27 protein-coding genes are annotated in these 24202 nt (G+C 32.7%); 7 read left to right on the forward strand and 20 right to left on the reverse strand.

All coding sequences use genetic code 11. From position 1 onward, the window contains the following. Nucleotides 1-7 precede the first annotated feature (7 nt). Together HNP90_RS04305 and HNP90_RS04310 are read right to left on the reverse strand one after the other, a co-directional pair. Nucleotides 8-895: a 50S ribosomal protein L11 methyltransferase gene (locus tag HNP90_RS04305; protein WP_011976636.1), complete on the reverse strand. Its 888-nt coding sequence runs from the start codon at nt 893-895 to the stop codon at nt 8-10. Nucleotides 896-1025: 130 nt separating this feature from the next. Next, complete coding sequence (locus HNP90_RS04310) at nt 1026-3020, reverse strand: DNA topoisomerase VI subunit B (protein WP_011976637.1); 1995 nt, start codon at nt 3018-3020, stop codon at nt 1026-1028. A 332-nt stretch (nt 3021-3352) separates the two neighbouring features. Between HNP90_RS04310 and HNP90_RS04315 the strand changes: the two genes are divergently transcribed. The 5 genes from HNP90_RS04315 (at nt 3353) to HNP90_RS04335 (ending at nt 7322) form a co-directional block, all read left to right on the forward strand. Then, nucleotides 3353-4117, forward strand: coding sequence for a D-aminoacyl-tRNA deacylase (locus HNP90_RS04315; protein ID WP_011976638.1), 765 nt, complete (start codon nt 3353-3355; stop codon nt 4115-4117). Nucleotides 4118-4203: 86 nt separating this feature from the next. Further along, nucleotides 4204-4971, forward strand: a complete 768-nt coding sequence (larB, locus tag HNP90_RS04320; protein WP_011976639.1) for a nickel pincer cofactor biosynthesis protein LarB — start codon at nt 4204-4206, stop codon at nt 4969-4971. A 1-nt stretch (nt 4972) separates the two neighbouring features. Beyond that, complete coding sequence (locus HNP90_RS04325; protein ID WP_011976640.1) at nt 4973-6556, forward strand: DUF2226 domain-containing protein; 1584 nt, start codon at nt 4973-4975, stop codon at nt 6554-6556. A gap of 57 nt (nt 6557-6613) precedes the next feature. Continuing rightward, nucleotides 6614-6772 carry a hypothetical protein gene (locus tag HNP90_RS04330; RefSeq protein ID WP_181486638.1) on the forward strand — a complete coding sequence of 53 codons (159 nt, stop codon included), beginning with the start codon at nt 6614-6616 and terminating at the stop codon, nt 6770-6772. 28 nt (nt 6773-6800) lie between these two features. Then, nucleotides 6801-7322, forward strand: a complete 522-nt coding sequence (locus tag HNP90_RS04335) for a hypothetical protein (RefSeq protein ID WP_011976641.1) — start codon at nt 6801-6803, stop codon at nt 7320-7322. Between the two features lie 114 nt (nt 7323-7436). On the opposite strand, the gene HNP90_RS04340 is transcribed toward HNP90_RS04335, so the two are convergent. The 5 genes from HNP90_RS04340 to HNP90_RS04360 form a co-directional block, all read right to left on the reverse strand. After that, a complete protein-coding gene (locus HNP90_RS04340; protein ID WP_011976642.1) occupies nt 7437-7637 on the reverse strand; it encodes a helix-turn-helix transcriptional regulator in 201 nt (66 codons plus the stop codon). Next, nucleotides 7634-8020 (reverse strand): hypothetical protein, encoded by a 387-nt coding sequence (locus HNP90_RS04345; protein WP_011976643.1) that lies wholly within the window; start codon nt 8018-8020, stop codon nt 7634-7636. Before HNP90_RS04345 ends, HNP90_RS04340 begins: the two co-directional genes overlap by 4 nt. 8 nt (nt 8021-8028) lie before the next feature. Then, entirely contained in the window at nt 8029-8460 is a 432-nt protein-coding gene (locus HNP90_RS04350) for a hypothetical protein (RefSeq protein WP_011976644.1), read from the reverse strand. 154 nt (nt 8461-8614) lie between these two features. Beyond that, on the reverse strand, nt 8615-8758 hold the full coding sequence (locus tag HNP90_RS04355; RefSeq protein ID WP_011976645.1) for a rubredoxin-like domain-containing protein: 144 nt from the start codon (nt 8756-8758) through the stop codon (nt 8615-8617). A 232-nt stretch (nt 8759-8990) separates the two neighbouring features. Further along, nucleotides 8991-9344 (reverse strand): cupredoxin domain-containing protein, encoded by a 354-nt coding sequence (locus HNP90_RS04360; RefSeq protein ID WP_048060402.1) that lies wholly within the window; start codon nt 9342-9344, stop codon nt 8991-8993. 363 nt (nt 9345-9707) lie between these two features. On the opposite strand from HNP90_RS04360, the gene HNP90_RS04365 reads away from it, so the two are divergent. Next, nucleotides 9708-10355 (forward strand): NosD domain-containing protein, encoded by a 648-nt coding sequence (locus HNP90_RS04365; protein ID WP_011976647.1) that lies wholly within the window; start codon nt 9708-9710, stop codon nt 10353-10355. Nucleotides 10356-10448: 93 nt separating this feature from the next. Here the strand turns inward: HNP90_RS04365 and HNP90_RS04370 are convergent, their stop codons facing one another. Then, the gene (locus HNP90_RS04370; protein WP_011976648.1) at nt 10449-11036 is read right to left on the reverse strand and encodes a LysO family transporter; all 588 of its coding nucleotides are present in this window, start codon (nt 11034-11036) and stop codon (nt 10449-10451) included. Then, on the reverse strand, nt 11033-11281 hold the full coding sequence (locus HNP90_RS04375; RefSeq protein WP_011976649.1) for a hypothetical protein: 249 nt from the start codon (nt 11279-11281) through the stop codon (nt 11033-11035). Before HNP90_RS04375 ends, HNP90_RS04370 begins: the two co-directional genes overlap by 4 nt. Before the next feature lie 214 nt (nt 11282-11495). Between HNP90_RS04375 and HNP90_RS04380 the strand changes: the two genes are divergently transcribed. Then, the gene (locus tag HNP90_RS04380; protein ID WP_011976650.1) at nt 11496-12716 is read left to right on the forward strand and encodes an Nre family DNA repair protein; all 1221 of its coding nucleotides are present in this window, start codon (nt 11496-11498) and stop codon (nt 12714-12716) included. A 10-nt stretch (nt 12717-12726) separates the two neighbouring features. Here HNP90_RS04380 and trpA read toward each other — a convergent pair whose 3' ends face one another. The 11 genes from trpA to HNP90_RS04435 form a co-directional block, all read right to left on the reverse strand. Continuing rightward, complete coding sequence (gene trpA / locus HNP90_RS04385; protein WP_011976651.1) at nt 12727-13506, reverse strand: tryptophan synthase subunit alpha; 780 nt, start codon at nt 13504-13506, stop codon at nt 12727-12729. After that, complete coding sequence (gene trpB, locus HNP90_RS04390; protein ID WP_011976652.1) at nt 13507-14691, reverse strand: tryptophan synthase subunit beta; 1185 nt, start codon at nt 14689-14691, stop codon at nt 13507-13509. Next, nucleotides 14688-15314: a phosphoribosylanthranilate isomerase gene (locus tag HNP90_RS04395; protein WP_011976653.1), complete on the reverse strand. Its 627-nt coding sequence runs from the start codon at nt 15312-15314 to the stop codon at nt 14688-14690. The genes trpB and HNP90_RS04395 overlap by 4 nt, the downstream gene beginning before the upstream one ends. A gap of 14 nt (nt 15315-15328) precedes the next feature. Continuing rightward, nucleotides 15329-15919 (reverse strand): aminodeoxychorismate/anthranilate synthase component II, encoded by a 591-nt coding sequence (locus HNP90_RS04400; RefSeq protein WP_011976654.1) that lies wholly within the window; start codon nt 15917-15919, stop codon nt 15329-15331. Further along, nucleotides 15900-17219, reverse strand: a complete 1320-nt coding sequence (locus HNP90_RS04405) for an anthranilate synthase component I (RefSeq protein WP_011976655.1) — start codon at nt 17217-17219, stop codon at nt 15900-15902. The genes HNP90_RS04400 and HNP90_RS04405 overlap by 20 nt, the downstream gene beginning before the upstream one ends. After that, nucleotides 17212-18177, reverse strand: coding sequence for an anthranilate phosphoribosyltransferase (trpD, locus tag HNP90_RS04410; protein ID WP_011976656.1), 966 nt, complete (start codon nt 18175-18177; stop codon nt 17212-17214). The genes HNP90_RS04405 and trpD overlap by 8 nt, the downstream gene beginning before the upstream one ends. Further along, entirely contained in the window at nt 18177-18866 is a 690-nt protein-coding gene (gene trpC, locus HNP90_RS04415) for an indole-3-glycerol phosphate synthase TrpC (RefSeq protein WP_011976657.1), read from the reverse strand. Before trpC ends, trpD begins: the two co-directional genes overlap by 1 nt. Before the next feature lie 332 nt (nt 18867-19198). Beyond that, nucleotides 19199-20455: a dihydroorotase gene (pyrC, locus tag HNP90_RS04420; RefSeq protein ID WP_011976658.1), complete on the reverse strand. Its 1257-nt coding sequence runs from the start codon at nt 20453-20455 to the stop codon at nt 19199-19201. Nucleotides 20456-20475: 20 nt separating this feature from the next. Then, the gene (locus tag HNP90_RS04425; RefSeq protein ID WP_011976659.1) at nt 20476-21372 is read right to left on the reverse strand and encodes an RluA family pseudouridine synthase; all 897 of its coding nucleotides are present in this window, start codon (nt 21370-21372) and stop codon (nt 20476-20478) included. 107 nt (nt 21373-21479) lie between these two features. Beyond that, nucleotides 21480-23147 (reverse strand): glutamate--tRNA ligase, encoded by a 1668-nt coding sequence (locus HNP90_RS04430; RefSeq protein WP_011976660.1) that lies wholly within the window; start codon nt 23145-23147, stop codon nt 21480-21482. A 148-nt stretch (nt 23148-23295) separates the two neighbouring features. After that, nucleotides 23296-24045: an exodeoxyribonuclease III gene (locus tag HNP90_RS04435; protein ID WP_011976661.1), complete on the reverse strand. Its 750-nt coding sequence runs from the start codon at nt 24043-24045 to the stop codon at nt 23296-23298. Nucleotides 24046-24202 lie beyond the last annotated feature (157 nt).

Here is a 24202-nt window from a genome sequence, read left to right on the forward strand (position 1 = left end):
TTCACGTTTAAATAAGTACTACTTGTTTAGAAATTGTTTTTGCTTTATTTAAAAAAGGTTCTCTGTTCACGTGTGGAAATAAATCTACAAAACAGATGTCTCCAGTAACATTTAGATTTAAAAAGTCTGAATTAATGATTTCAATTCTTTCAAACACTTCTTTTGAGAAGTTTAGTTTCAAGTTATATATAACATCTTTTAATGCGTGGGGGTTTATGTCTGAAAATATAACCTTTTTCGCACCTTTTTTTAGTGCTGCTAGCCCCAACGTACCTGAACCGCAGAATCCATCGATCACGACTTTTCCGTTAAGATTTAATCGATCAATTTTTGCAATCTTTGGATTAAATGGCCTTGGAAATTCGATATGGACTTTTGACTGGTTTTTACAGATAACTACACAATCCATAATTGATTTTAAAACAAAAATATCGCATCGAAAATCGTCTCCCGCAATGAGAGAATTTACCTCACCCGAATCATCTGCACGACTAAGTTCCGTATTTTTTGAACTATTTGAAATAACCCCTTTAACTTCAGGTATTTTTAATATTTCCTTTGCACAAGGTTTTGATACATCTTTCATCACAATTAATTCATCGTTAGACACGACAGGCAAATATTTTAAAGGATATCCAATTTCTACAAGCGGAGTTCCAGCATCCCTCAAAGTTACAGCGTTTAAATCATTATTTTGAAATTCATCAAATTCAACCATTAAATTTAACACATCAAGCATCACATCATCTAATTGAGAATGTCCGCAATCACATTTTCTTTTTCGTTCATTGCGTTTTAAATCAGCTAATGAAATTGTTTTAGAAATTGGCCCGTTACAATTGTTGCATGGTTTATAAGACCGTAATTTGTCGATAACCGCCCCCTTCGATAACATAACATCCCCCAAAAAAAGTTTAATTAATTTATGAAAAAACGGATATAATTAATTTTTTAAATGAAATTAGTGGATTTTTAAAAATTTTAAATTTTAAAAAGGAAATAGAATAATTTAAAAAAAAAGGTAATTATCTAAGCAAATTAACAACGTTTGCTTCGATCTCTTCTTTTGGTCTTCCAGTAATACTTGCAAGTCCTTCTGCAAAGATTACCGCGTATTTCATAACATATTTTTTCTTCTGCTCTTCTTCTTTTTCTCTTCTGATTTTTGAAATGTGTTTTTCGAGTTCTCTTGCACAGATCATTAATGACTGTCTTATTTCATTAAAAATTTCCTCATTTTCTTCATTACTTGATGCAATTGCTTGTTTTCCTGCTGAAGTATATGGGATGTGCGTTGAAATAAGATTTACAAATACAGTAACTGGCGCATCTTCGTCACTTCTAAGGCCATACCTTCTCCAGTTAACGCTTTTAACAGCATTTGTTAAACCACAACCCGATGTATCAAATAATAATGGAACGTGGTTTGAAAATCTCATGATTTCCATTTTTTTGGATTCATCCCCACTTCTTCCAGCTTCTCCACCGTATGCAAGACCGACTTCAACTGCGAAAGGAATTCCCCCTTTGTAAGTTTTAGGTTTTCTTGTTAAGGTCTTTAAAAATTCTGGTTCAAGAGTGTTGAGTGATTTTTCAATGTTTTCTTCACCAATTGGCCTTAAACCAACTGTTGAAGGTGCCATGAAATCCATATCCTGTAAAACGTTTACGATAATCTCAGAATCTTTCCATGTCATTTCTTTTGGATTTTTCTTTAAGAGATCCCTAATTGCTTTTCGGTATTTTTCAAGCTCGGTATCTGAAACCATTGCAAGGTCTACAAGGGATTTTACAAATTCTTCGGGTGATTTTGTAATGTTTTTTAATTTCCTTCTGAATTCATCGAGTAATGAAGCATTTAAATATTTTTTCTCCATGTATTCCATGAAATTTTCAGGTTTTTTCTTGAAGTGGTTTTTTTGCTCTTTTAATTCTTCGTCATCCAATTTTTGAACTAAGTACTGCGTTACAAGGTACTTCATACAGTAGGTTTTTAATTCACCCAAACCTTCAGGAAGTCCGTTTATAAGCTGCTTTACATCCTCAATTTCTTTCTTATCAAAATAATGGCCATATATATCAAAGTATTTCGTGAAATCAAAGTTTAAATAACATCCTACAATTGTATCCCAGAATACACTTGAACGGTAGTTTTCAAGAAGAGTATCTCTTAAAACGTACTCTTCAAGTTCCTTAATTCTTTTCATGGTAACTCTTGAGAGTTCACTATTTAACATGCTTGAAACTCTTGAAGAATCGGTTATTCTAGAAATGTGAAGTAATTCATCAGTTGTTAAACCATATGGGTGAGGTTTCATTACTTCAGGTCTTTCTGGAATATCGTTTACCGTTCTTTCGAAAACGATTGTTTCTTCAGGGTCTTCCAAGGTAATTTTAGCGTGTGGGGCTGAAAGGCTGATTCGTCTTAAGTATTCAAATGGCCCTTGTTCTCTTCTGTTGTAGGTAACGTCCTTAAATTCTCCTTCAACCCTAGTTCCTCTCCAGAATCCTTCTCTGGTTTTGTGTGAAACAACATCCCCTTCGTTTCTCTCAATACTCATTTTAATTTCCATTTCATGAATAGTACCGTTTCCAGTTGAAGTTGTGATTTTTAATGGTTTTCCTGTGGTCATCTGTGCAAATAACAAAACACCTGCAGCACCGATACCCTGCTGACCTCTTGATTGAACCAATCTGTGTAATTTTGACCCTGCAAGCATCTTACCAAATACTTTTGGAACAAATTCTGGAGGAATACCTGGCCCATTATCCTCAATATTAACTCCAAATGTTTCAGAACCTATTTTTTTAATTTCAACCGCAATTTCAGGAAGAATTTCAGATTCTTCACATGCGTCAAGGCTGTTTGTTACAAGTTCGTGTACGATCGTAGTCATACTCCTTAATCTACCACTGTAACCGAGCATATGTCTGTTTTTTCTAAAAAACTCTGAAATTGAGTGTTCTTTAAATTCGTCAAATAAGCTTTCTTCGACAACCACGTTAGTATCTTCAGCCATTGAATCACCACAGTTTATAATTATAACAAATGCAGACTTAAAACAAAAATCATAATTTACAAATTCGCAACTTTAAATTGTGAATTAAATAATATTTCGTTTTAACTATAGAATACGGGGTATATATAGAGTACGGATATCAGTTTTCTAAAATTTTAACATAATAATCATTTTAAATTAATTTCATATTTTCAATTGGTATCTTTTAGAGCATCTTTTTAAATGATTATTTTTGGTACAACTATCCGCAGAATAAAAATAAAGAAACTATAAATACCGAAGTCTGCAATTTTAAAATAACAAAAATTGGCAAACGAAATTAGGCGATTAAAATGGATTACTTATTTATTTCTTCAAAAACCGACCCTGCAAGTCAAAACATTAAAAAACATGTTCAAAATTACGGCTACAACGTATTTGAACTTGAAAAAAAGTCAACTCAATCAAATTTTTCAGATTTTCCAGACTCTGAAATGTACATATTTTTATCAAAACATGCAAGTGAAAGCAAAAAACCAACACTTACAGTACATACTCCCGGAAATTTAACCGAAGATAATTCTCATGGCGGAAATCCTGAAGAAATTTCTCCCTGCAACCCAGTATTCAATACATTGATGCTCCAAAATATAAATAAATACAATGAAATGGAAGAATACAAAGAACTTGGCTTTGAAGTAAGTTTTGAAGTTTTGCACCATGGCCCAACGGATTTAAAAACCCCGTCTGCATTTGTAGAAATTGGAAGCAGTGAAGAACAGTGGCAGATCGATGATGCTGCAGAAATTATTACAAACTCCTTAATTGATACATTGAACTCAATTCAAAATTCCGAATACGAAGAAAAAGAAAAAATAATTGGAATCGGCGGAGGGCATTATTCTCCAAAATTTACGAAACTTGCGTTAAGGGAAGAATATTACGTTGGATATTTAACTCCAAAACATGCAAAACTCTCTGAAAATATATTGAATCAGTTAATTTCGAAACAGGAATTTGATTTTGTAGGAATCGACTGGAAAGGCTTGTACGGAGAAGATAAAAGAAAATACGTCGAATTTTTCGATGAAAACGATATTTCATGGCAGAGAGTTTAATAGTTATTTATTGAAAAATTAAAGATTAAAAAATATATATTACAACAGGACATAAGTGAGATAGTTTTTAGATTGCAGATGACATTATGAAAGATATCCTCGAAAAATTTAAAACCGGAAATTTAAGTTTGGAAGAAGCCGAAAAAAAATTAAAATTAAATTATTTTGATGAATTAGGCGGCTTTTGTAAACTTGATACCAACAGAAAACTCAGAACCGGGATTCCAGAAGTAATTTATGCTGAAGGAAAACGTTGTGAGGATGTAGCTAAAATTTTAAAAGAACTAGCTTTTAAAAATAACATTGCTCTTGCAACGAGAGTAAATGACACTGAAGAACTTAAAAAATATTTTAAAGACGAAACTGATCTAATTCTAGAAATAAACGAGCTTGGAAGAACTGCTGTTTTAAAAAAACAAGGATTTGAAGTTGAAAAAACTGAAAAAATCGGGATACTTGCAGCAGGAACTTCAGATATTCCCATAGCCGAAGAAGCAGCCGAATCTGCAAAAATAATGGGCTGTGAAGTAATAAAAAATTACGATGTAGGAATTGCAGGAATACACAGGTTATTTACTCCAGTCAAAAACATGATTGAAGAAGATGTATGTTGCATTATCGCTGTTGCAGGTATGGAAGGAGCACTTCCATCAGTAATTTCATCTCTTGTCGATATTCCAGTAATTGGCGTCCCCACCTCTGTTGGTTACGGTTATAAACTGACACCCCTACTTACAATGCTTCATTCATGCAGTCCTGGACTTGTGGTTGTAAATATCGATAATGGGTTTGGAGCCGGCGTTTTCGCAGGACTTATTGCTTCAAATATCTCGAAAAGAATTAAAAGGGGATAAAATGGACATTATTGAAGGAAAATTTGTGAAAATGGGATCGAATTATAAAGAACTTTTTGATGAACTTCCGGATGATTTTTTAGGGCATATTCGACTCTCTTTGAAAAGTAACGGACAATTTAAAGAAAGCCATCTTTTTTTAAAGGATAAGAAAATTATTGCTGGATATTCTGAATACGAAGGGGAATTTTTCGGGAATGATGCTATTTTAAACGCCATGAAAATGGCAGATCTTGGTGCTATTGTTGATATTTTTTCATATACTGATTCCATGTTATCCATGATGCAAAATTCAGATGCAAAATTATTTTCTACAGAAAAACCCGTTAAAAAAAGCGTTGTAGAAAAAAAGAAAGTAATGATTGCAAACGATACAAGAATATCAGTTCCAGAAGGTAGTCCAATAAAATTGGGAGCTTCTGGCGATTTTGAAAAATATTTTGGAAGATATACACTTGTAGAACTCTTCAAAAAGAGTGATGGAAACTATCTAAGGGGGTATATTACATACGATGGACGTTCCCCGATTGCTGCAGTTTATCAGGCGGAAAATAAATTAACTTTTGGAGACATTGCCTTTGAAATTATTAATCGTCTTGTTGAAGAAGATGACAATGCTGCAATTGATGTTTATGAATACAGCAAATCGAAATTGGATTATTTTGTTGAAGAATACCCTGAATCAGTACTTTCAAACAAAATATCAGAACCTGTAAAAACTGAGAAAAAAGCAGAAGTTCCAAATTATGTTCCAAAAGTTGAAGAAATTGAAATTGAAGAAGATCTTGATGAAGGAGAGGCCGTAGAAGTTGAAGAAGAGATTTCAAGAGAAGAATTGATGAAAAAATTAGGTTTAAGGACTCCTGATGATGAAATGATTGAAGATCTTCTTGAAGAGATCTTTGAACCGTCGAAAACAGAAATAAATGCAATAGAAAGCGAACTTTTGGAAAAAATAAACAAGTATCTTGAAGAAAGTACCAATGCCTTACAATTTGACAGCGAACTTTCGATAGAATATAGTGATGAAGGCGAATTTATTGCTAAATGCTTCATAAATACAACATCAGATGGAGAATACGGGGTAAAATCTGCCGTAGATCCAAAAATAATTAAAAAAGACATTACAAACATTTTTGATTCATATGTAATTGACATAATACCAGAAATAACCATAATTAATCAAAAATCCGAGAAACCAGAACCGAACTATTCAGTAAATAAATACGAGATAGATCTTGAAAAAGAACTCAATAAAATAAAAACTAAACATTCAGAGAAGAAGAAAACAGAATCTGAACAATTGAAAGAAAAAATTGAACGCGGAATATATGAATATTTGGAAAATGTAAACGATATATCTGAATTTGAAGTTCATATGTCGCTAAATCAAGATAATGGGAATAAATGTAAGTGTTCAATAGTTGTAGTTCCTAAAAAATTGCTTGGATTTATAAAAGGAAGCTTAAATACGGATAAAATTAAAAAAGAAATTAGTGAAATTTTAACCATGAACAATGTCGAAATTGAATTTTTAAATATTACTGTTGAAAAATTCACTACCTCTTATAGCAAGTACCGATAAAAATAATTAAATATTTTTGATATTATAGTAATACCCATAATCCAACAGAGGGCTTTTATGAACAACATCTACCTGTTCGCAATATCTACGGGGATGGGTTTTATATGTTCTTTCTTAATTTTAAGATTATCCTTACGAAAAAAGAAGAAAGAAAAAACTAAAAAATGCGAAGAATTAAAAGATGAAGTAATAAAAGGACTTCAAAAATTAAAATAAACGATAAAATATCCAAAGGGGTCTAAGAATGGAAAATTTGAGTTTGTTTACAGTTTCACTTGGTGCGGGACTTTTTGGTTCATACTACACACTAATTAAAATGAAAAAAGACGAAAAAAATACCAAAAAAGAAGAACAGGACTTGCTTGAACTTGAAGTAATTGAGGGACTTCAAAAATTGAAAACCCATGCAGTTTCAAAAAATCCTGAAAAAGCATCCGACACCTATGATCTTTTAGAACTTGCCCTTTCACACGATCTTTTGGACGTTACTGTGGTTAACGAGGAAGGTTTAACGATTATTTCCACATTAAAAGACCCGGAAGAAGTTGCTGGTCAGTACAGTGGTGTTTTCCAAACATTGAATAAAATTATGGGAAATGTTGAAAAAACAAGCATAAAATCTGGCGATGAATACATATATATATCAACAATTGAAAAGAACGAAATGCCATTTTATATTATTGCAAATTCTTATATCGAAATGGATCCAATTGATGAAAAAGAACTTCAAAATGAAGTTATTGGAATTCTTGGGCAGTATATTTAAAAAATTAAGGCAAATGATGATGTTATCCCCGGCTGAACTTGTGATGAGCCATTTTATGATCTGCTGATGCCTTTCTTTTTATTTTAATACTATTTCGATAAACTTTTTTTAATTTTATTCATCATTTTCAAAAATGAACAGTTCGTCTATTGTTGCATTCAGCGCTTTTGATATTAAATGGGCAAGTTTTAAGGAAGGATTATATTTTCCTTTTTCGAGAAAACTTATCGTTTCTCTCCTAACCCCAACAAGTTTTCCAAGTTCTTCCTGAGTCATGTCGTACTTTGCCCGATATTCCTTTATTCTTGTTTTCATTCGACATCGCCCTGTCGTTTAAAATATTGCTGAAATAAAAGTGCGCTAATCAGCATTACAAAATAAATTATCCCAATTACTTGCGCAACAGTTATTTCAAACCAGTTAAAGTAATCTACCCAAAATATCAGATTCATTACTAAAAATGTCAAAACCCATGAGTATGCAAGTCCCGCGTTTGCAATCTTTCGGATTCTTTCGTCTTTTGAAGGAACTTCACAGTATTTTATGTGATAATATAAATTATAAATTATTAAAATAACCCCTGCATTTATCAAAATCGCAGTTATTAAATTGCTAACATGAAACACATATTCGATAAATATTCCAAAAAGCATTATTAAAAATCCTAAACTAACTCTATTTTTAAATCTACTGTCCATGTAATCACCTAAAGTTCAGATTTTTCCAAATAATAATTTGAAATCGTTTTTACAATCATTCCGCCAAATAAAGCTGCAATTAAAAACCAGTCGACATGAAAAATTTGGTTTAATGCACTTGTAATAGATTGATACATTATTCCCGCAACTAAAACTAAAACCATTGCCCATGCAGCATTTCTCTCAGATATTGCTTCTATTTTAGATTCTCGCTCATCTTTATCTAAATTAACCATGATATGCCCTATATCAAGCAGTAAAAATAAAACCCACACTACTGTAACGTAAGTTCTTGTTGTTTCATCCCAGTAAGGAAGCGATTGAAATATTATATATGGTAGGATCATTACCGCAATATAAAGCCAGCCCTGCCATGTTTTTGGGTGAAGTCCCCAACCACCATACTTTCTTCTCTCAAACCATTCTGGTTTTCCAAACATACATAATCACCATAAATTACTGTTATTTATTTCAAACATTATGTTAATTATTTCTAACTCAATGTTAGATATTGTTAACATTGAGGTATATAAAATTTACTAAAAAATTTAATTTAAAATTAAAAAATAAAAAATAAAAATCCGAAAACAAATACTACATTCCAAGTTTTTTTGGAAGTTCTTCTTTTGTAATTTCAACATATGAATCTTTGGTCATGCACGTAGGACATGGATTTGGAGCTTTTTTACCCCAGTGAATATCCCCGCAAACTTTGCATTCAAAAAACTTTTTATCCATAATTTATCCCCCAATTATCTCATTGAATATACCCCGTAAGAGTGTATTATTACTGAAATTAAAAATAAAACCCAGTAGTGGCAGTGATATTTAAAAATTATCCTGTAAATTTTTAGATTAATAATAGATTTTGGCAGTGAATTTCTGCATCTGCAAGATAACAGTATTAGAATAATAAATAAAAAATTAGTAAATCCCGTATAATAAACCAGTTTAAATGCAGTTTCTGGCATCATTCTACCACTTCGACAGTTCCTTTCATGTATGGATGTGGTATGCAATAATAATCATAAGTTCCTGCTTCATTGAATGTATAATTCCAAGAAATTCCTTTTGAAAGAAGTCCTGAATCAAATACTCCTTCATTTGATGTTACACTATGCCTCACACTATCTTTTTGAATCCAAATAACTGTTGCCCCAACTCTCACAGTTATGCTTGAAGGTTTATATGAAAAATCTTCGATTAAAACCGTTGCTTCGTTTTGCGCTTCAAAATTCGTAGATGTGTCAACAGGTGATTCCATTTGGCATCCTGCAAAAATAATTGTAAAAATTATGGATATTGCTGCAATATATTTGTGCACAACAACCCCTCCAAAAACCCCTAAAAAATAATATTTTTAAAATACTATAATTAATTTTTGATACTATATGCCCCTTTTAAAATTTAAACGTTAATCCCACCTAAAAATTACGTAATAACTGATTACTTTAAATTTTAAGATTAATAATAATTATAATTGAAAATCTATTTTATTGCACTTTTTTTACCAAATTTATGTTTAAACCGCGTATTTTATACAAATATACATTATATTTTTTTATTTTTTAATAAATAATGTTATAAATTAGTTATTAAACTATTAAAGTGTTATAAACGTTTTTTAATTAATTTTAAATATTATAAAACGGATAAATCTAATTGTAACCACGGGGGTGAATTAAAAATGATTAAGATTAGTTATAAACCATTAATAGCTTTGGCTCTCGCAGTAATGATGAGCTTAGTTGCCGTAAGCGCTGCTCCTACGGGGGATCAAGGCAATACTAGATACATAAATTCTTCAGGCGAAATAAATGATTCTGGGAAATATCTTTTAATGAATGATATAACTGGGCCTATTATAATTACTTCAGATGATGTTACATTTGATGGAAACGGATACTGTATCAGTGGTGACAGTTTTGGAGTATATTTAATAGATTGTAAGGGGGCAACTGTAAGAGATACGACAATATCTTGCCAACTTGCTGGAATAGTACTTCAAAATGCCACAAACTGCATGATAGAAAAAAATAATGTGACTGGCTGTTACCATGGAATAGCATTACTGTGCGGGTCTGATGAAAATAAAATAATTAACAATGATGTCTGTAATAATAACCTCGGATGTTACGGGGGTGGGGGAATCTTAGCACTGAGTTGCGATTGTGACGGCAACAAAATACATGCAAATACGGTACTGGATAATGGCTACTGGTATTTCACAAGTTGGTGGCCCGACTTGGAGAAAGAATTTGTGCCCAATGACATTTCCCTTGATGAAGAAGTAAATGATATAAGCGGAAATCACGTTACACCTGAAGAAGAATAATATAAACATTTTTTCCTTTTTCTAATTTTTAAAATAACATAGGCTTTTTTGAAAATTTAAAATTTGGTTATATTCCCCATTTCAAAATATAGTTTAAATAGGGAGCATTAATATAAACGGTGTTATAAATGGAATTAAAAGCGTCAGTATAAACCCGTGAACAAATGAAAGAATCATTATGTCTTTTCCACCAAATTTAACAATTATGGGAAGTGTCGAATCCATACTGGTTCCACCACCAATAGTAATTGCCATATCTTTTGGAAACTTTTTTATCACGAATGAATAGCCGATAATTGTTAAAACTTCCCTTGCAAGATTTACCAAAAATCCCATTACTCCATAAATTGTAGAATATTCTGCCAAAATTGGGCCGCAAAGACTGTACCAGCCCATTCCTGATGCAATTGCGAGTGCATATTTTAAAGGAATATTTAAAACGATTGATGCGATTATCCCGCCAATTAATGACCCGATAATTGTAAATAAAGGAAGTAATATCCCAAATTTTCCAACTTTTTTAACGCCTCTAAGGCCACTGCTTTTTCCAAGATCAATTCCAATTATCAAAATCTGGATATAGAGCATTATCTCGTACATGTTTCCAAACTCTATTCTATATATTTTTCCAACAATAAATCCCAAAATTAGGGCGATTAAAACTAAAACTGTAAAATTCATCTAAATCTACCCCCTAAAAATACTGCTGTAAGGAGGCTTGTGACCATTACGATAATTGAAAATTCCATTGAAACTACAAACGTTGAAAATGCATTTAAATCAACTTTTCCAGATTCCACACCCATAAAAAATATCAAAAGAAGGAGTGCGAGATTTATCGGTTTTGATAAATCGATTTTTTCAAATTTGCTCTTAAATAAATAGCCGATAATTAAACCCACTATCAAAATATAAATGATATTCATTAGAATCGCCTTCTGTTTTGAAGTTAAGATTATACGTTTGGTCAGATTAGCTTATATATCTTTGTAAAATCAATCAAATACATCTAAATCTTTCAAAGTTTACAAAAAATCTAAAATAAGTTTAAATTCTTGAATACCTAAAGATTATTTATAAAAAAAGCCCAGATATTTCGATAAATCTGAAAATTATAATTTAAAATTTCAAAGGGATTTTATGGAACTTTTCCGGTCAAAAACATGCGCTCTTTGCAAGGGTAGAAAACTGCTTTGTGGAAGGCCAAGGTGCCCGATACTTGAAAAATTCAGGGTTGCAAAGGCAGTTGAATCCAGAATAAATAAAAAGGATATTTTTGGAGCGTCACCGCCTTCTGTTTTTGTTGGAGAATTTGGATACCCGAATGTCAGAATTGGGCCAATGGTTCCCCCCGTAGAAGGGGATACTTCTTTTATGGATGATCCAAGCAAATGGGAAAATGTTACGATCCCAGAAATCATGGAATACCGTTCAATGCTTGTTATGGGCGAAACTAATGCAAATGTATCTGTCAACAAAAATTCAAATTTTTTGAATAATATTCAGGAACTTGCAATGGCAAATAAACCAGTTGATAGTGAAATCGAACTTAAAAAAGCGCCAAAACTCGAATTGATAACTGGCGGATTTACGCCCCCCGTAGGCCCAAGAGAAAGCATGCTGAAATTCAGACTTGCAGAAAACCCGAAAATCCCTCGAAAATCCGATTATATTGTAAATGATGATTTAAAGGCGAATGAAGGGATGATTTCATTATACGACTCTGGTTTTGATGAATACTACATCATAAAACTTCTTTCAACAGGGCTTCTTGGAATAAATAAAAAGCTTGTTCCAACTAAATGGAGCATTACTGCTGCACAGGATTTGCTTGGAAAGTATGTAAAGAAAAAGATTTTAGAAAATAATCAAATTAACGATTATGAAGTTTATTATAAAAATTTCCTCGGGAATCGGTATGCAGTGCTTTTAATTCCTGATATGTACGCATTTGAAATGCTTGAAGTATGGCTTAAAGGATCATTATTCAGCGGTGAAAATTACCAGATTTTAGGGGACTTTGAAGATATTACTGGAATGAAAGGATACGCTGATGAAATAACGGGTGCGTTTTACGCTGCAAGGCTCAGCATTTTAGAATATCTTAAAAAAAGAAAAAAACAATCAAAAATACTCGTATTTAGAGAAATTACTCCAGAATACTATGCGCCAGTTGGAGTATGGCAAATTAGAACCGGGGTAAAACTTGCAATGGAAAATAGACTTGGTAAATTTAATGATTTAAAATCAGCACTTCTTGAAATAAAAAAATACCTCGATGTCCCGATGAAAGACTATGAAACAAAAAGTAAGATTTTAAAAAGCAATCAAAGGCAGGTTACCCTGGATAAGTTTTTTTAATTGTTTTTAATTATTTATTTCTTTTTTCGTATCCTTTTTCGATTCCTTCGCTTAATTCTTTTGCAAGTTCTTCTAGTTTAACAAGGGCTTCTTCTGAATCGCCGTAATTTTTAATAATATCTACAAAAGCACTTCCAACAATTACTCCATCCGCACCCTGTTCAATCAAACTTTCTGCATGACTTCCTTTTGAAATTCCAAATCCAACACAAATTTTTCCCTTGCAGGTTGTTCTTGCTCTTTTGATAAAATCAAATGTCATCTGTTCGAAAGATTCTCTTGCACCAGTTATTCCAAATGTCGAAATAAGGTACAAAAATTCAGTACTTGCTTCATCAGATATTTTTAAGCGTTCTTCTGGAGTGTTTGGCGCTGCAAGAAATACGGTCCCCATTTCGTGTTTTTTACAGATTTCTCGATATTCTGTTGCTTCTTGTAATGGCAAATCAACAATAATAAGTCCATTTGCACCGGCTTCTTTTGCCTGCATTACAAATGTTTCAATTCCCCTTTTAAATACGGGATTGTAGTAGGTCATCAAAATTACGGGAGTATCTGACTCTTTTCTAAATTCTTTCAATACTTCAAATGATTTGGCAATTTTAAATCCGTTTGAAAGTGCCCGTACGTCTGCTGCCTGGATTGTTGGCCCATCTGCAACAGGGTCGCTAAATGGAATTCCAAGTTCGATTACTCCGGAATATTTATCGAGTGCTTTCATGAATTTCAATGTTGCATCGGGATTTGGATCTCCAGATACTAAAAAACTGACTAAAACTGGCTTATTCATTTACATCCCTCTTTTTTGCATGATGTCGATTACGGTGTTTAAATCCTTGTCGCCCCTTCCCGAAAGGTTTATGACCATTATTTCATCTTTATCCATGTTTCCTGCATTTTCAATCGCATAAGCTACCGCGTGTGATGATTCCAAAGCTGGAATTATACCTTCACTTCTTGTAAGTTCCATAAATGCATTTAATGCCTGATCATCGGTTGCTGATGCATATTCTGCTCTTCCAGAGTCGTGTAAATATGCGTGTTCTGGGCCGATTCCAGGATAATCGAGTCCTGCTGAAATACTGTATGCTTCTTCGATTTGACCGTCTTCATCCTGTAAGAAGTATGAAAGCATTCCGTGAAGAACCCCTTTCTTTCCTTTTGAAATGGATGCTCCGTGAAGACTTGTATTGAGCCCTTTTCCCGCAGCTTCAATTCCAACCATTCTAACGTCTTTATCTTGAATAAATGCATGGAATAAACCAAGTGCGTTACTTCCACCGCCAATGCATGCTACTAAGTGATCTGGTAATCTTCCTTCTTGTTCCATAATTTGTTTTTTAACTTCTTTTCCGATTACGGACTGGAAATCCCTAACAATCGTTGGGAATGGATGCGGACCCATAACAGTTCCAATTAAATAGTGCGTATTTTCAAATGTTGCAGTCCAGTTTCTCATTGCTTCGTTTACAGCATCTTTTAAAACTTTTGAACCCGTGTCAACAGGAGTTACCTTTGCACCGAGAAGTTTCATTCGAAAAACGTTTGGCTGTTGCCTTTCAGTATCAAGTCTTCCCATGAAAATTTCGGTTTCAAGGCCAAACAATGCCCCTGCCATTGAAGTTCCAACACCGTGCTGTCCTGCACCAGTTTCTGCAATTATTCTTGTTTTACCCATTCTTTTAGCAAGTAATGCCTGGCCAATTGTGTTGTTAGTTTTATGGGCTCCACCGTGAAGTAAATCCTCTCTTTTTAGATAGATTTTTGCACCGCCGAGCTTTTTGGTCAGATTTTCTGCATAGTAAAGCGGTGTTTCACGTCCTGCATAATTTTTCAAATAGTAGGAAAGCTCATTTTGAAATTCTTCGTCATCTTTTAACTCAGAATATGCTTCTTTAAGCTCATCGATTGCGGGCATCAAAACTTCCGGGATATACTGCCCACCAAATTCTCCAAAGTATCCTTCACACGTCATAATTTCACCGATTTTACATTTTCACAAAATCTTTTTATCAATTCTTCATCCTTTGAATTATTAGCTTCAACTCCGCTTGAAACGTCAACTCCAAACGGTTTTACATTTTTTACAATATCAAATACGTTATCTGGATCGAGTCCACCTGCAAGGATAATGTCAAATTTTTTTGCAATTATCTGGCTTATCCTGTGGTCGTGAGTCTGGCCACACCCTTTTCCAGTATCTAATAAAATTCTATCAACTTCATAAGTTTCAATATCGGAAATAATTTTTTCTGCATCTATTTCAGGTGATTCACTTGTTTCAGGGATTTTAAATGATTTCATAATAAAGCATCCGTACTCATTTTTTATGAAATCTATTGTTTTTTGGTCGATATCTGAATGCATCTGCAAGTAATTCGTATTGGTTAATTTAATAATATTTTCCCATACCAAAACTTCCGACGTTGTTGAAACTGCAAATACCGGAATATTCGATAAATTTACAAGATTTTTTGCTGTTTCAAGACCTATTCTTCTTTTTGAAGCACACTCCAAAATTACCCCCGTAGCGTTGCCGTAACTTTCAACAATTTCGAGTTCTTCTGGGGTTTTTATTCCGCAAATTTTTATGAACATGATTTCTCACTTAATTATTTTTTCGAAGATTTATAATTTTTTGCAAATTTTACAAAATTTTCAATAATTTTTAGCCCTTCTTTTTCTTCAAATTCCGTTAAAACACTTTCAGGGTGAAATTGAACTCCCTCAATTGGTATATCATTGTGCCTTAATCCCATGACGATTCCATCGTCCGTTGTTGCAGTAACAGTGAAATTTTCTGGAACTTCTAAAACTGCCAAAGAATGGTATCTTCCAGCAGTAAATGGATTTTTCACATCTTTAAAGATCCCTTTTGAATCATGCGTTATCAAACTCGATTTTCCATGAACTGGAGGAATTCTTCCAACTTTTCCACCAAATATGTGTGCAATAGTCTGATGACCAAGACATACTCCAAGAACTGGCACATCCATATTTTTTATGATTTCTGGACAGTTTTCAACGTCCCTTTTATTTTCAGGTGCTCCCGGCCCTGGTGAGATAATTATTCCATCAGGATTCAATTTTTTTAACTCTTCAATCGAAATTGTATTTGGAACAACTTTTACAGAATCATAAATCGATGCATAATCTGCCAAATTCCATACAAACGAATCTTTATTATCTATTATCACAATCATTTTGAACACCCAGTGCTTTCATCATTGCAGCCATTTTCCGCTCTGTTTCGTAGTATTCGTTTTCAGGCACGGAATCAGCTACAACTCCCCCGCCTGCTCTAACTCGACAGACACTGTCAATTTCTGCCATTCTGATTCCAATTGCAAGGTCTGCATTTCCGCTGTTTGAGAAGTATCCGACAGCCCCGCCGTAGATTTTTCTTCTTGATTTTTCTATTTCATCAATAATTTCCATTGCTCTGAATTTCGGAGCTCCGGTTAATGTTCCTGCAGGAAATGCTGCCTCTATTGCATCAAATATTGTTGAATTGTCTTTTAATGTTCCAAGAACTTCGCTTTCTATGTGCTGAACGTGGCTGTATCTTACAACGTCAAAAAATCTTTCAAGTACAATACTTCCGGATTTCGAAACCTTTCTAACGTCATTTCTTGCAAGGTCAACAAGCATCATGTGTTCTGCTCGCTCTTTTTCATCTTTTAAAAGCGATTCTGCAAGCTTTTTAGTTTCAGTTTCAGTTTTTCCAATTGGAGCTGTTCCTGCAATCGGATTTACTTTTAATATATTATTTTGAACTGAAGCCATTGTTTCTGGAGATGCCCCAACAACATCCTTGTCAAACTCAAGCAAAAACATGTATGGGCTTGGATTAACGTTTCTGAGATTCCTGTAAAGTTGGAATGCGGAAAATTCATTTTTTAATCGATATTCTCTTGAAGGAACGACCTGAAATGCGTCCCCCGAATAGATATACTCCTTAGTTTTTTCGACCATTTTTACGTAATCATCCAGGTCTGCATCACACCCTAAAACTTCAATTCCTCCGTCTTCTTCTTCGATTTTGAAATTTTTTGCTTTTTCTACAATGTATTCAGCATTTCTTAATTCTTCTGGGTTGTTATTTTCTGAATGGTAATAAAAATTTCTCGTTACATGATCGTAAACATACATATGGTCATAATACCCAAATACTGATGGTTCCTCGATTTTTCCGCCAATGTAGTTGTGAATACAGTCATATGCAACGTACCCAACATATCCGCCGGTAAACCTATCTCCTTTCTGAGTTATTTTGAAATTTTCTTTTAAAGCTTTAAATGGATTGCTTTCTTTTGAAATCGTTTCATTGTCCATTTTGGTTTTATTTCCAATTCTGAGCATATATTCGGGATTTGAAGAAATATACGTATACCTTGCATTGATCTGTCCTTTAGCTCTCGATTCGAGCATTACGGGATATTTTCCCTCATCCCTTAAAACTCCGTAAAGTTTTAACGGGTTTACATAATCCAATTTATACATTTCTTATCTCCTCAAGTTTTTTGAGAACTTTTCCGGATTCGATCGCTTCTTTTGCAATTTCAACACCATCTAAGAAATCGGAAGCATTTTCAGAAGTATAAAGTGCTGCCGCAGCATTCATCAATATAAAATTCCTATCTTCATTAAGTTTTCCAGAAAATACATCGATTAATCTTTTTGCACTTTCATCGGGGCTTTCACAAGGCATTATTTTTGCGTAATCTAATCCAAAGTCCTTTGGAGTTACTTCATAAGTTTCAAATTTACCATTATATTCTGTTATCTTCGAAGTTCCATTTGGAGTTAACTCGTCAAGTCCATCACCATATAATACAAGCGCTTTTTTAATGCCTCCAACTTTTGATAACGCGATTGCAACGTTATCCAATAAATCTGGAGAGTTTACTCCAAGTATCTGATATTTCGGGTTTGCAGGATTCGCAAGAGGCCCTAAAATATTAAATATCGTTTTTACTTTCAGTTCATTTCTGACAGGCATTATTTTTTTGAGTGCGGGGTGGTATTTTGGAGCAAATAAAAATGCAAAGTTGGTTTTATCCATTGATTTTTTCGCGTCTTCAGGAGTTTCTGGAATTTTACAGCCCAATGCTTCGTAAACGTTTGCAGAACCACTTTTTGAAGTAATTGAAACGTTTCCGTGTTTTGCAACTTTTGTAAAACATGAAAGAATTATTGAAACTGCTGTACTCACGTTTATTGTTTTTGAGCCATCTCCACCAGTTCCACAAGTGTCGGTAACTTCCCCAAGATCAATCTTTACTGCATTATCCCGCATTGCTTTTGCAAATCCTGCAATTTCGTCAGCAGTAACTCCTTTTGTCTGTAAAGCCACCAAATAAGCTGCTATTCTCATTTCACTTTCATTTAAAAGCATGTTGAATAATTCGTATGATTCTTCAAATGATAAATTTTCTCGTTCTATTAGTTTGTTTAACATTATTTTCCCCCAACAAAACTTTTTACGAACTCTTTTTGGTTTTCGGCTGTCATGAATGATGTTCCAATTAATGCAGCATCTGCGTATTTTAATGCTGTTTTTAAATCGGTTAAATTGGCAATTCCACTTTCACTGACAAGTATCCTATCTTTTGGAATTAAATCTGCAAGTTTTTCAGTTAATGAAACTGTTCCATCATCGAGTTCCAATTTTGAAATATCCCTATTGTTTATTCCAATCATTGTCGTATTCGTAGATTTGGCAATTTCAATTTCTTCCCTGTTGTGTACTTCAACAAGTGTATCAAGCCCACATTCAAGTGCAAAATCTACAAATTCTGCTGTTTTTTCTTTCAATAATCTTGCAATTATTAAAACGGTGCTTCCCCCAGCACTTGCTGTTTTTTCGATTTCATCTTTTGTTGTTAGAAAATCTTTTCTTAAAACTGGAAGCTCGGTGTTTTCACAGATCTTTTTAAAAATATTAAAGTTTCCGTTGAAATACTGCTTATCTGTAATATATGAAATTCCAACTGCTCCAGCTTCTTCATATATTCTTAAAATATCCATTTCAGATCGTCCTTTCAACAAATCGCCGTATTTTGGAGAATGAACCTTAATTTCCGCAATAATTGGGTTTTTGTCGAAATTTTTTATGGCATTTGCCTGTTTTTTAAAATTTATAGCCATGATTACCCTCTAAAATTTAAATCTTGAATAACTTGATAAACCGTGTAGTCGATACTTGGAATTTTTATATTAATCCGTATTGTTAGATATATTGATATTAACTATACTGATATCTTTAAATTCTTGATAACAACTGCAAAAATACTAATTAAACAGACTATAGCGTCCACTAACAAATTACACAGTGATTACTGCCACCACTGGAATAAAACAACACATTCAAATGAACTTAATTTACACAATGATTCGACTTTTATTTCCGACTGTTCCGACCTATACGTCACATTTACCACCGTTCTAAATTTTACATTATATAATATGTTTTAGAAAGATTATAATATATATATCTTCCCATTAACCAATGTTGCGAAGGGCTTTCCTTCAACGGTTTTTCCTTCGAAGGGTGTAAATTTAGCCTTTGATTTAAAATCTTTAGCAGATATCTTGTATTTTTTATCCATATCGATGATACTCATATTTGCGCTATTTCCAACTTCAATTTTATTATTTATCTTGAAAATTTCTGAAGGATTTTTTGATAAAACTCTGTACGCATCAAAAATCGAGATCTTTCCTTCATTTACTAAATTCATAATCAATGGCACCATTGTTTCTATCCCTGGAATTCCTGACGGGCAGTTTTCAACAGAATTTAATTTTTCATCGATTAAATGTGGTGCGTGATCCGTTGCAACAATATTAACTATTCCGTCAACAATTCCATTTAAAAGTGCCAAATTATCTTCTTTTTCCCGTAATGGAGGATTGAATTTTCCAAATCCCTTTAAATCTTCCGCCATTTCACAATTTAAAAATAAATGGTGAGGACTAACTTCAACAGTGATTTTAACGTTTTTAAAAGTTTTTTTAGCAGTTTTTATTAAATCCAGTGCTTCTTTAACTGAAATATGGCAGAAGTGAACGTGCGGTTTATTTTTACTTTCATTATCGATTTTTTCTAAAACATTTAAAACTTCTTTAACTGCTTCAATTTCACTTTCTCGACTTCTAATTTTACAATGATTTTCAAAACTATTTAATTGATATTTTTTGGAATTTTCTAAAATTATGTTTTTATGTTCTGCATGAATTGCAAAAATTTTATTTTGGTCTAAAATTTCTCTTAATTTTGAATAATCGCTGATAAAAAGGTCGCCAACGGACTTTACCGTGAATATTTTGTAGACTTTTGCTTCTTCAACAGTTTCTAAGTAGTTATTTTCAGTAACTCCATAAGCATAATATAAATTTATCTTGCTTTTTTCGTTTCCTTCGTTCATTTTTTTGTAAAATATTTCTTTTGACGTTACAGGTGGCGTGTTGTTTGGCATATCGATTGCATAAACAATTCCCCCTGCAATTGCAGCTTCACTTCCGGAAACAAAATCTTCTTTTTCAGGATTTCCCCAGCGAAAATGAACATGAGAATCGATCATACCTGGAAAAACATAATTTCCTTTTAAATCAATTATTTCGCCAGAATAATCAATATTTTTTTCAATTTTCTGAGTTATCCCATCTTCGATTAAAATATCCGATTCAGTTATCTTATTGTCAGACACAATTTTTCCATTTTTTAAAAGTACCATTTTTCTCACAACACAAAAATTTAATCTTTCAAATTTTCGATAAGATTTTCGATATCTTTGGGAAGATTTGATGAAAATTTCATTTTTTCTTTAGTTATTGGATGAATAATGCTTAAAATATGCGAATGAAGAGCTTGCCTATTTATTAAATCGGAAATTTCCCCATAAAGAACATCGCCTATTATTGGATTTCCAATATTTGATAAATGCACCCTTATCTGGTGAGTTCTGCCGGTAAGTAAGTTTATTTCAAGAATTGATGCATTTTTGAGTTCTTCGATTACTTTGTATTTAGTTTTAGAAATTTTTCCAACATTAGATAATTCTCTTTTTATACCGTCGTCATTTAAATCGATTGAATCTTCAATAATTCCTTCTTTTAAATCCAGATGCCCATTTACTACCGCAATATATATCTTTTCCAAAATTCCTTCATCCATCTGTTTTGCAAGATGTTGATGAGAATATGGATCTTTTGCAATGATTAAAAGTCCAGTGGTGTCCATATCAAGACGGTTTACAAATCTTATTTTGTAGTTTTGATTATTTATTTTCTGGTGATTTGAAACTGCATTTGCAAGTGTTTTTGATAGTACATTTTTAGTAGGGTGAACAACCATATTTTTTGGTTTATCGACGATCAATAAATCGTCATCTTCGTAAATTATATTTAGGGCTAAGTTTTCGGGATCAATAGTATTGATTCCACAATCAATTTCAACAGAAACAGTTTCATTTTCTTTTAATTTTGATTTTAAGGAAATATTTTTTGAATTTACAAAAATTTTCTTTTCTTTGTCAAACTTTTTTATCATTTTATTGGAAAGTTCAAAATTATTCCGTAAAACATCGATTAACTTGTGTCCAGCAATTTTTGAATCAACAACTAATTTTAAAACATTTTTTTGACTTTCCATTTGAAATCACTGTTTTTTTAATTAATTTTTCATTTTATAAATTATAAAAAATCTAAAATAAAATTGTGTAAAAATACTTTAAAAAAGTTATAAGTTATATATTATAATTATTTGTGGGTTAAGTAGCAGGTGTATCCATTGTCTTCTTTTTCGTCAACCCTTACAAATCCAAATCTTTCAAACTGGACAAAATCATCTTCGTTTACAACTGCAAAATCTTTTTCTGCAAATCCTTCGATTTTTTCAGCATTTTCATCGATAACGGTTACAGGAATGCTGTCTTTTACAGGAATCCAGTGTATAATACTTGCTTTATTGCTTTTTGCAACTGCAAGGTCATCACTGTCATATTTTGCATATATAACATCATTTTCAATTTTTTCAATAACAATATTAAATAATTCCATTAATCGGTACATTGTTCCAACTTCAAGGTCATCTGAAACGTATATCTCGCCATCAAACAATAATTCCCTGTTGCCAAGTTCATTTCTATCAGGATGCATTCTAAGATCAATTTTTTTGCTTTCTGCACCGGAAATTACTAATTTTTTAGGACTTTCGACAAAGAAAAATCTTCTCGCATCTTTATCAATTATGTCTTTATTTGCCGCATAGAGGTTTTCCCATGCAAATCTAACATCTGCTTGTTTTATTCCAATTTCAACCATTAATTTATAGAGTGCTTCTGGCCTTATTCCTCTTTTTCTAAGTGCCCTCAATGTTCCAAGCCTTGCATCATCCCAGCCTGAGTATTCTCCGCTTAAAATTCCTGCGTGCATTTTTGAAGTACTTAAAACAGGTCCTTCGATTTTTAAAATTCCGTAGTGAACGTATTCCGGAATTTCCCATCCAAAGTAGTTGTAAATATATTCCTGTTTTTCGGTGTTTACAATGTGGTCTTTTCCCCTTAAAACGTGCGTCATACCGAGCAAATGGTCATCAACAGTTACTGAAAGATTCATTAATGGATATACATGATATTTTGTTCCATTTTTAGGGTGAGGTGTTCTTTCAATTCTAAATATTGGAAAATCCCTGATTGATGGGTTTTTATGTACAATATCAGTTTTTAACCGTACTGCAACGTTTTCAAGCTCGCCAGCAAGCATTTTTTCCCATAATGCAATATTTTCTTCTGGAGTTGTATCCCTACATTTGCAAGGAATTCCCTGTTCTCTTAAATTTCTAAATTCTTCTGCATCACAGTCACAAACGTAAGCGTGCCCCATTTCAATTAATTTTCTACCGTATTCGTAGTAAATTTCAAGCCTTTCTGACTGAACAATTACTTCGTCGACTTTTACTCCAAGCCATTTTAAATCTTCTTGAATCATTTCATAAGCTTCTGGAAGAACTCTTTTAGCATCGGTATCTTCAAGCCTTAAAACCAATTTTCCGTTGTATTTTTTTGTGAAAAAGTCGTTTAATACGGATGCTCTTGCGTGTCCTATATGTAAAGGTCCTGAAGGATTTGGTGCAAACCGCATTACAACATTTCCTTTAACGTTTTTTAGTTCAATTTCTTTTCTTTTTCTTTCCGTTTTTTGACCGAGCCCTTCTGGAGCAAGTTCATCCAATTTTGCCTGCTGTTCTTCAAGAGACATTGATTCTATTTCTTTTACAACTTCTGAAATAACTTCATTTAATTCTTTAACATTACTTCTTAAATCGGGGTTTTCTCCAAGAATTTTTCCCATTGCTGCTTTTGGATTTGGTTTTCCCTTAAATTTAATCGAATTTTCAAGTAAATATGCCATTACAGTATCTTTCATAATTATCACTGTTTCTAAAATCCTTTTCAAAAATGTTCTCTTAAATGTAATGCCGTCTCGCTTAAAAAGCTTATCGATTTTAAATATTAAAAATAAATCTAAAATAAAATGCTTTGAAAATTAAAAAAACAAAACTGAAATTAAAATATTATTCAAATATGATTCCAACAGGGCAGTGGTCTGAACCCATAACTTCCGACATTATAAATGCATCTTTCAAATTATCCCTTAAAATTTTAGAAATGCAGAAATAATCAATCCTCCAGCCTATATTTTTTGATCTTGCATTGAACCTGTAGCTCCACCACGAGTAATTATCCGGTTCTTTGTTAAATTCCCTAAATGTATCTATAAATCCAGAATCTACAATATTATCAAACCCAATTCTTTCTTCTGGAGTGAATCCTGCATTTTTTACGTTGTTTTTAGGATTTTTTAAATCGATTTCTTTGTGTGCGACATTTAAATCTCCACAAAATATCACGGGTTTTTCATTTTCAAGCGTTTTTATATAGTTTAAAAAATCTTGATCCCATTTTTGTCGATATTCGAGCCTTGTAAGGCCCCGTTGTGAATTTGGGGTGTAAACATTTATTAAATAGTATTTGTCAAATTCAAGGGTAAGTACTCTGCCTTCACCATCATGTTCAGTGTTTTTTATTCCCAAAATAACATTGTTTGGTTTTATTTTTGTAAAAATTGCGGTTCCAGAATAACCCTTTTTTTCTGCATAATTCCAGTATTGAAAATAACCATCAAGTCCAAGCTGGACCTGTCCACTTTGCACTTTTGTCTCCTGTATGCACATTATATCTGGACTTTCACGCTCTAAAAAATCCATGAAACCATTTTTCAAACATGCACGAATCCCGTTTACATTCCACGATATCATTTTCATAAAATAAATTTATGTTAAAAAACTATAAAATAGTATAATATTTCAAAAAATAGCTTAAACAGAATATCGTGAATAATAAAGAATAAATTGGTAATATTTTTAATAAATTCCGTTTTGTTATGGTTTTGTAAAAAATTATTTTTGATTGATTCAGATT

It is taken from the genome of Methanococcus maripaludis, from assembly GCF_013760955.1.
Lineage (GTDB): Archaea > AGJL01 > Methanococci > Methanococcales > Methanococcaceae > Methanococcus > Methanococcus maripaludis_A.

What these genes read in the sequence shown, in the direction of transcription:
- HNP90_RS04325 (WP_011976640.1), top strand. Translation starts at nt 4,973, where the DNA reads ATGGACATTATTGAAGGAAAATTTGTGAAAATGGGATCGAATTATAAA.
- larB (WP_011976639.1), top strand. Translation starts at nt 4,204, where the DNA reads ATGAAAGATATCCTCGAAAAATTTAAAACCGGAAATTTAAGTTTGGAA.
- HNP90_RS04405 (WP_011976655.1), bottom strand. Translation starts at nt 17,219, where the DNA reads ATGTATAAATTGGATTATGTAAACCCGTTAAAACTTTACGGAGTTTTA.
- HNP90_RS04425 (WP_011976659.1), bottom strand. Translation starts at nt 21,372, where the DNA reads ATGGAAAGTCAAAAAAATGTTTTAAAATTAGTTGTTGATTCAAAAATT.
- HNP90_RS04400 (WP_011976654.1), bottom strand. Translation starts at nt 15,919, where the DNA reads ATGATTGTGATAATAGATAATAAAGATTCGTTTGTATGGAATTTGGCA.
- pyrC (WP_011976658.1), bottom strand. Translation starts at nt 20,455, where the DNA reads ATGGTACTTTTAAAAAATGGAAAAATTGTGTCTGACAATAAGATAACT.
- HNP90_RS04340 (WP_011976642.1), bottom strand. Translation starts at nt 7,637, where the DNA reads ATGAAAACAAGAATAAAGGAATATCGGGCAAAGTACGACATGACTCAG.
- HNP90_RS04355 (WP_011976645.1), bottom strand. Translation starts at nt 8,758, where the DNA reads ATGGATAAAAAGTTTTTTGAATGCAAAGTTTGCGGGGATATTCACTGG.
- HNP90_RS04375 (WP_011976649.1), bottom strand. Translation starts at nt 11,281, where the DNA reads ATGAATATCATTTATATTTTGATAGTGGGTTTAATTATCGGCTATTTA.
- HNP90_RS04310 (WP_011976637.1), bottom strand. Translation starts at nt 3,020, where the DNA reads ATGGCTGAAGATACTAACGTGGTTGTCGAAGAAAGCTTATTTGACGAA.
- HNP90_RS04435 (WP_011976661.1), bottom strand. Translation starts at nt 24,045, where the DNA reads ATGAAAATGATATCGTGGAATGTAAACGGGATTCGTGCATGTTTGAAA.
- trpD (WP_011976656.1), bottom strand. Translation starts at nt 18,177, where the DNA reads ATGTTAAACAAACTAATAGAACGAGAAAATTTATCATTTGAAGAATCA.
- trpB (WP_011976652.1), bottom strand. Translation starts at nt 14,691, where the DNA reads ATGACGTGTGAAGGATACTTTGGAGAATTTGGTGGGCAGTATATCCCG.
- HNP90_RS04315 (WP_011976638.1), top strand. Translation starts at nt 3,353, where the DNA reads ATGGATTACTTATTTATTTCTTCAAAAACCGACCCTGCAAGTCAAAAC.
- HNP90_RS04365 (WP_011976647.1), top strand. Translation starts at nt 9,708, where the DNA reads ATGATTAAGATTAGTTATAAACCATTAATAGCTTTGGCTCTCGCAGTA.
- HNP90_RS04380 (WP_011976650.1), top strand. Translation starts at nt 11,496, where the DNA reads ATGGAACTTTTCCGGTCAAAAACATGCGCTCTTTGCAAGGGTAGAAAA.
- HNP90_RS04370 (WP_011976648.1), bottom strand. Translation starts at nt 11,036, where the DNA reads ATGAATTTTACAGTTTTAGTTTTAATCGCCCTAATTTTGGGATTTATT.
- trpA (WP_011976651.1), bottom strand. Translation starts at nt 13,506, where the DNA reads ATGAATAAGCCAGTTTTAGTCAGTTTTTTAGTATCTGGAGATCCAAAT.
- HNP90_RS04345 (WP_011976643.1), bottom strand. Translation starts at nt 8,020, where the DNA reads ATGGACAGTAGATTTAAAAATAGAGTTAGTTTAGGATTTTTAATAATG.
- HNP90_RS04350 (WP_011976644.1), bottom strand. Translation starts at nt 8,460, where the DNA reads ATGTTTGGAAAACCAGAATGGTTTGAGAGAAGAAAGTATGGTGGTTGG.
- trpC (WP_011976657.1), bottom strand. Translation starts at nt 18,866, where the DNA reads ATGGCTATAAATTTTAAAAAACAGGCAAATGCCATAAAAAATTTCGAC.
- HNP90_RS04305 (WP_011976636.1), bottom strand. Translation starts at nt 895, where the DNA reads ATGTTATCGAAGGGGGCGGTTATCGACAAATTACGGTCTTATAAACCA.
- HNP90_RS04330 (WP_181486638.1), top strand. Translation starts at nt 6,614, where the DNA reads ATGAACAACATCTACCTGTTCGCAATATCTACGGGGATGGGTTTTATA.
- HNP90_RS04395 (WP_011976653.1), bottom strand. Translation starts at nt 15,314, where the DNA reads ATGTTCATAAAAATTTGCGGAATAAAAACCCCAGAAGAACTCGAAATT.
- HNP90_RS04335 (WP_011976641.1), top strand. Translation starts at nt 6,801, where the DNA reads ATGGAAAATTTGAGTTTGTTTACAGTTTCACTTGGTGCGGGACTTTTT.
- HNP90_RS04430 (WP_011976660.1), bottom strand. Translation starts at nt 23,147, where the DNA reads ATGAAAGATACTGTAATGGCATATTTACTTGAAAATTCGATTAAATTT.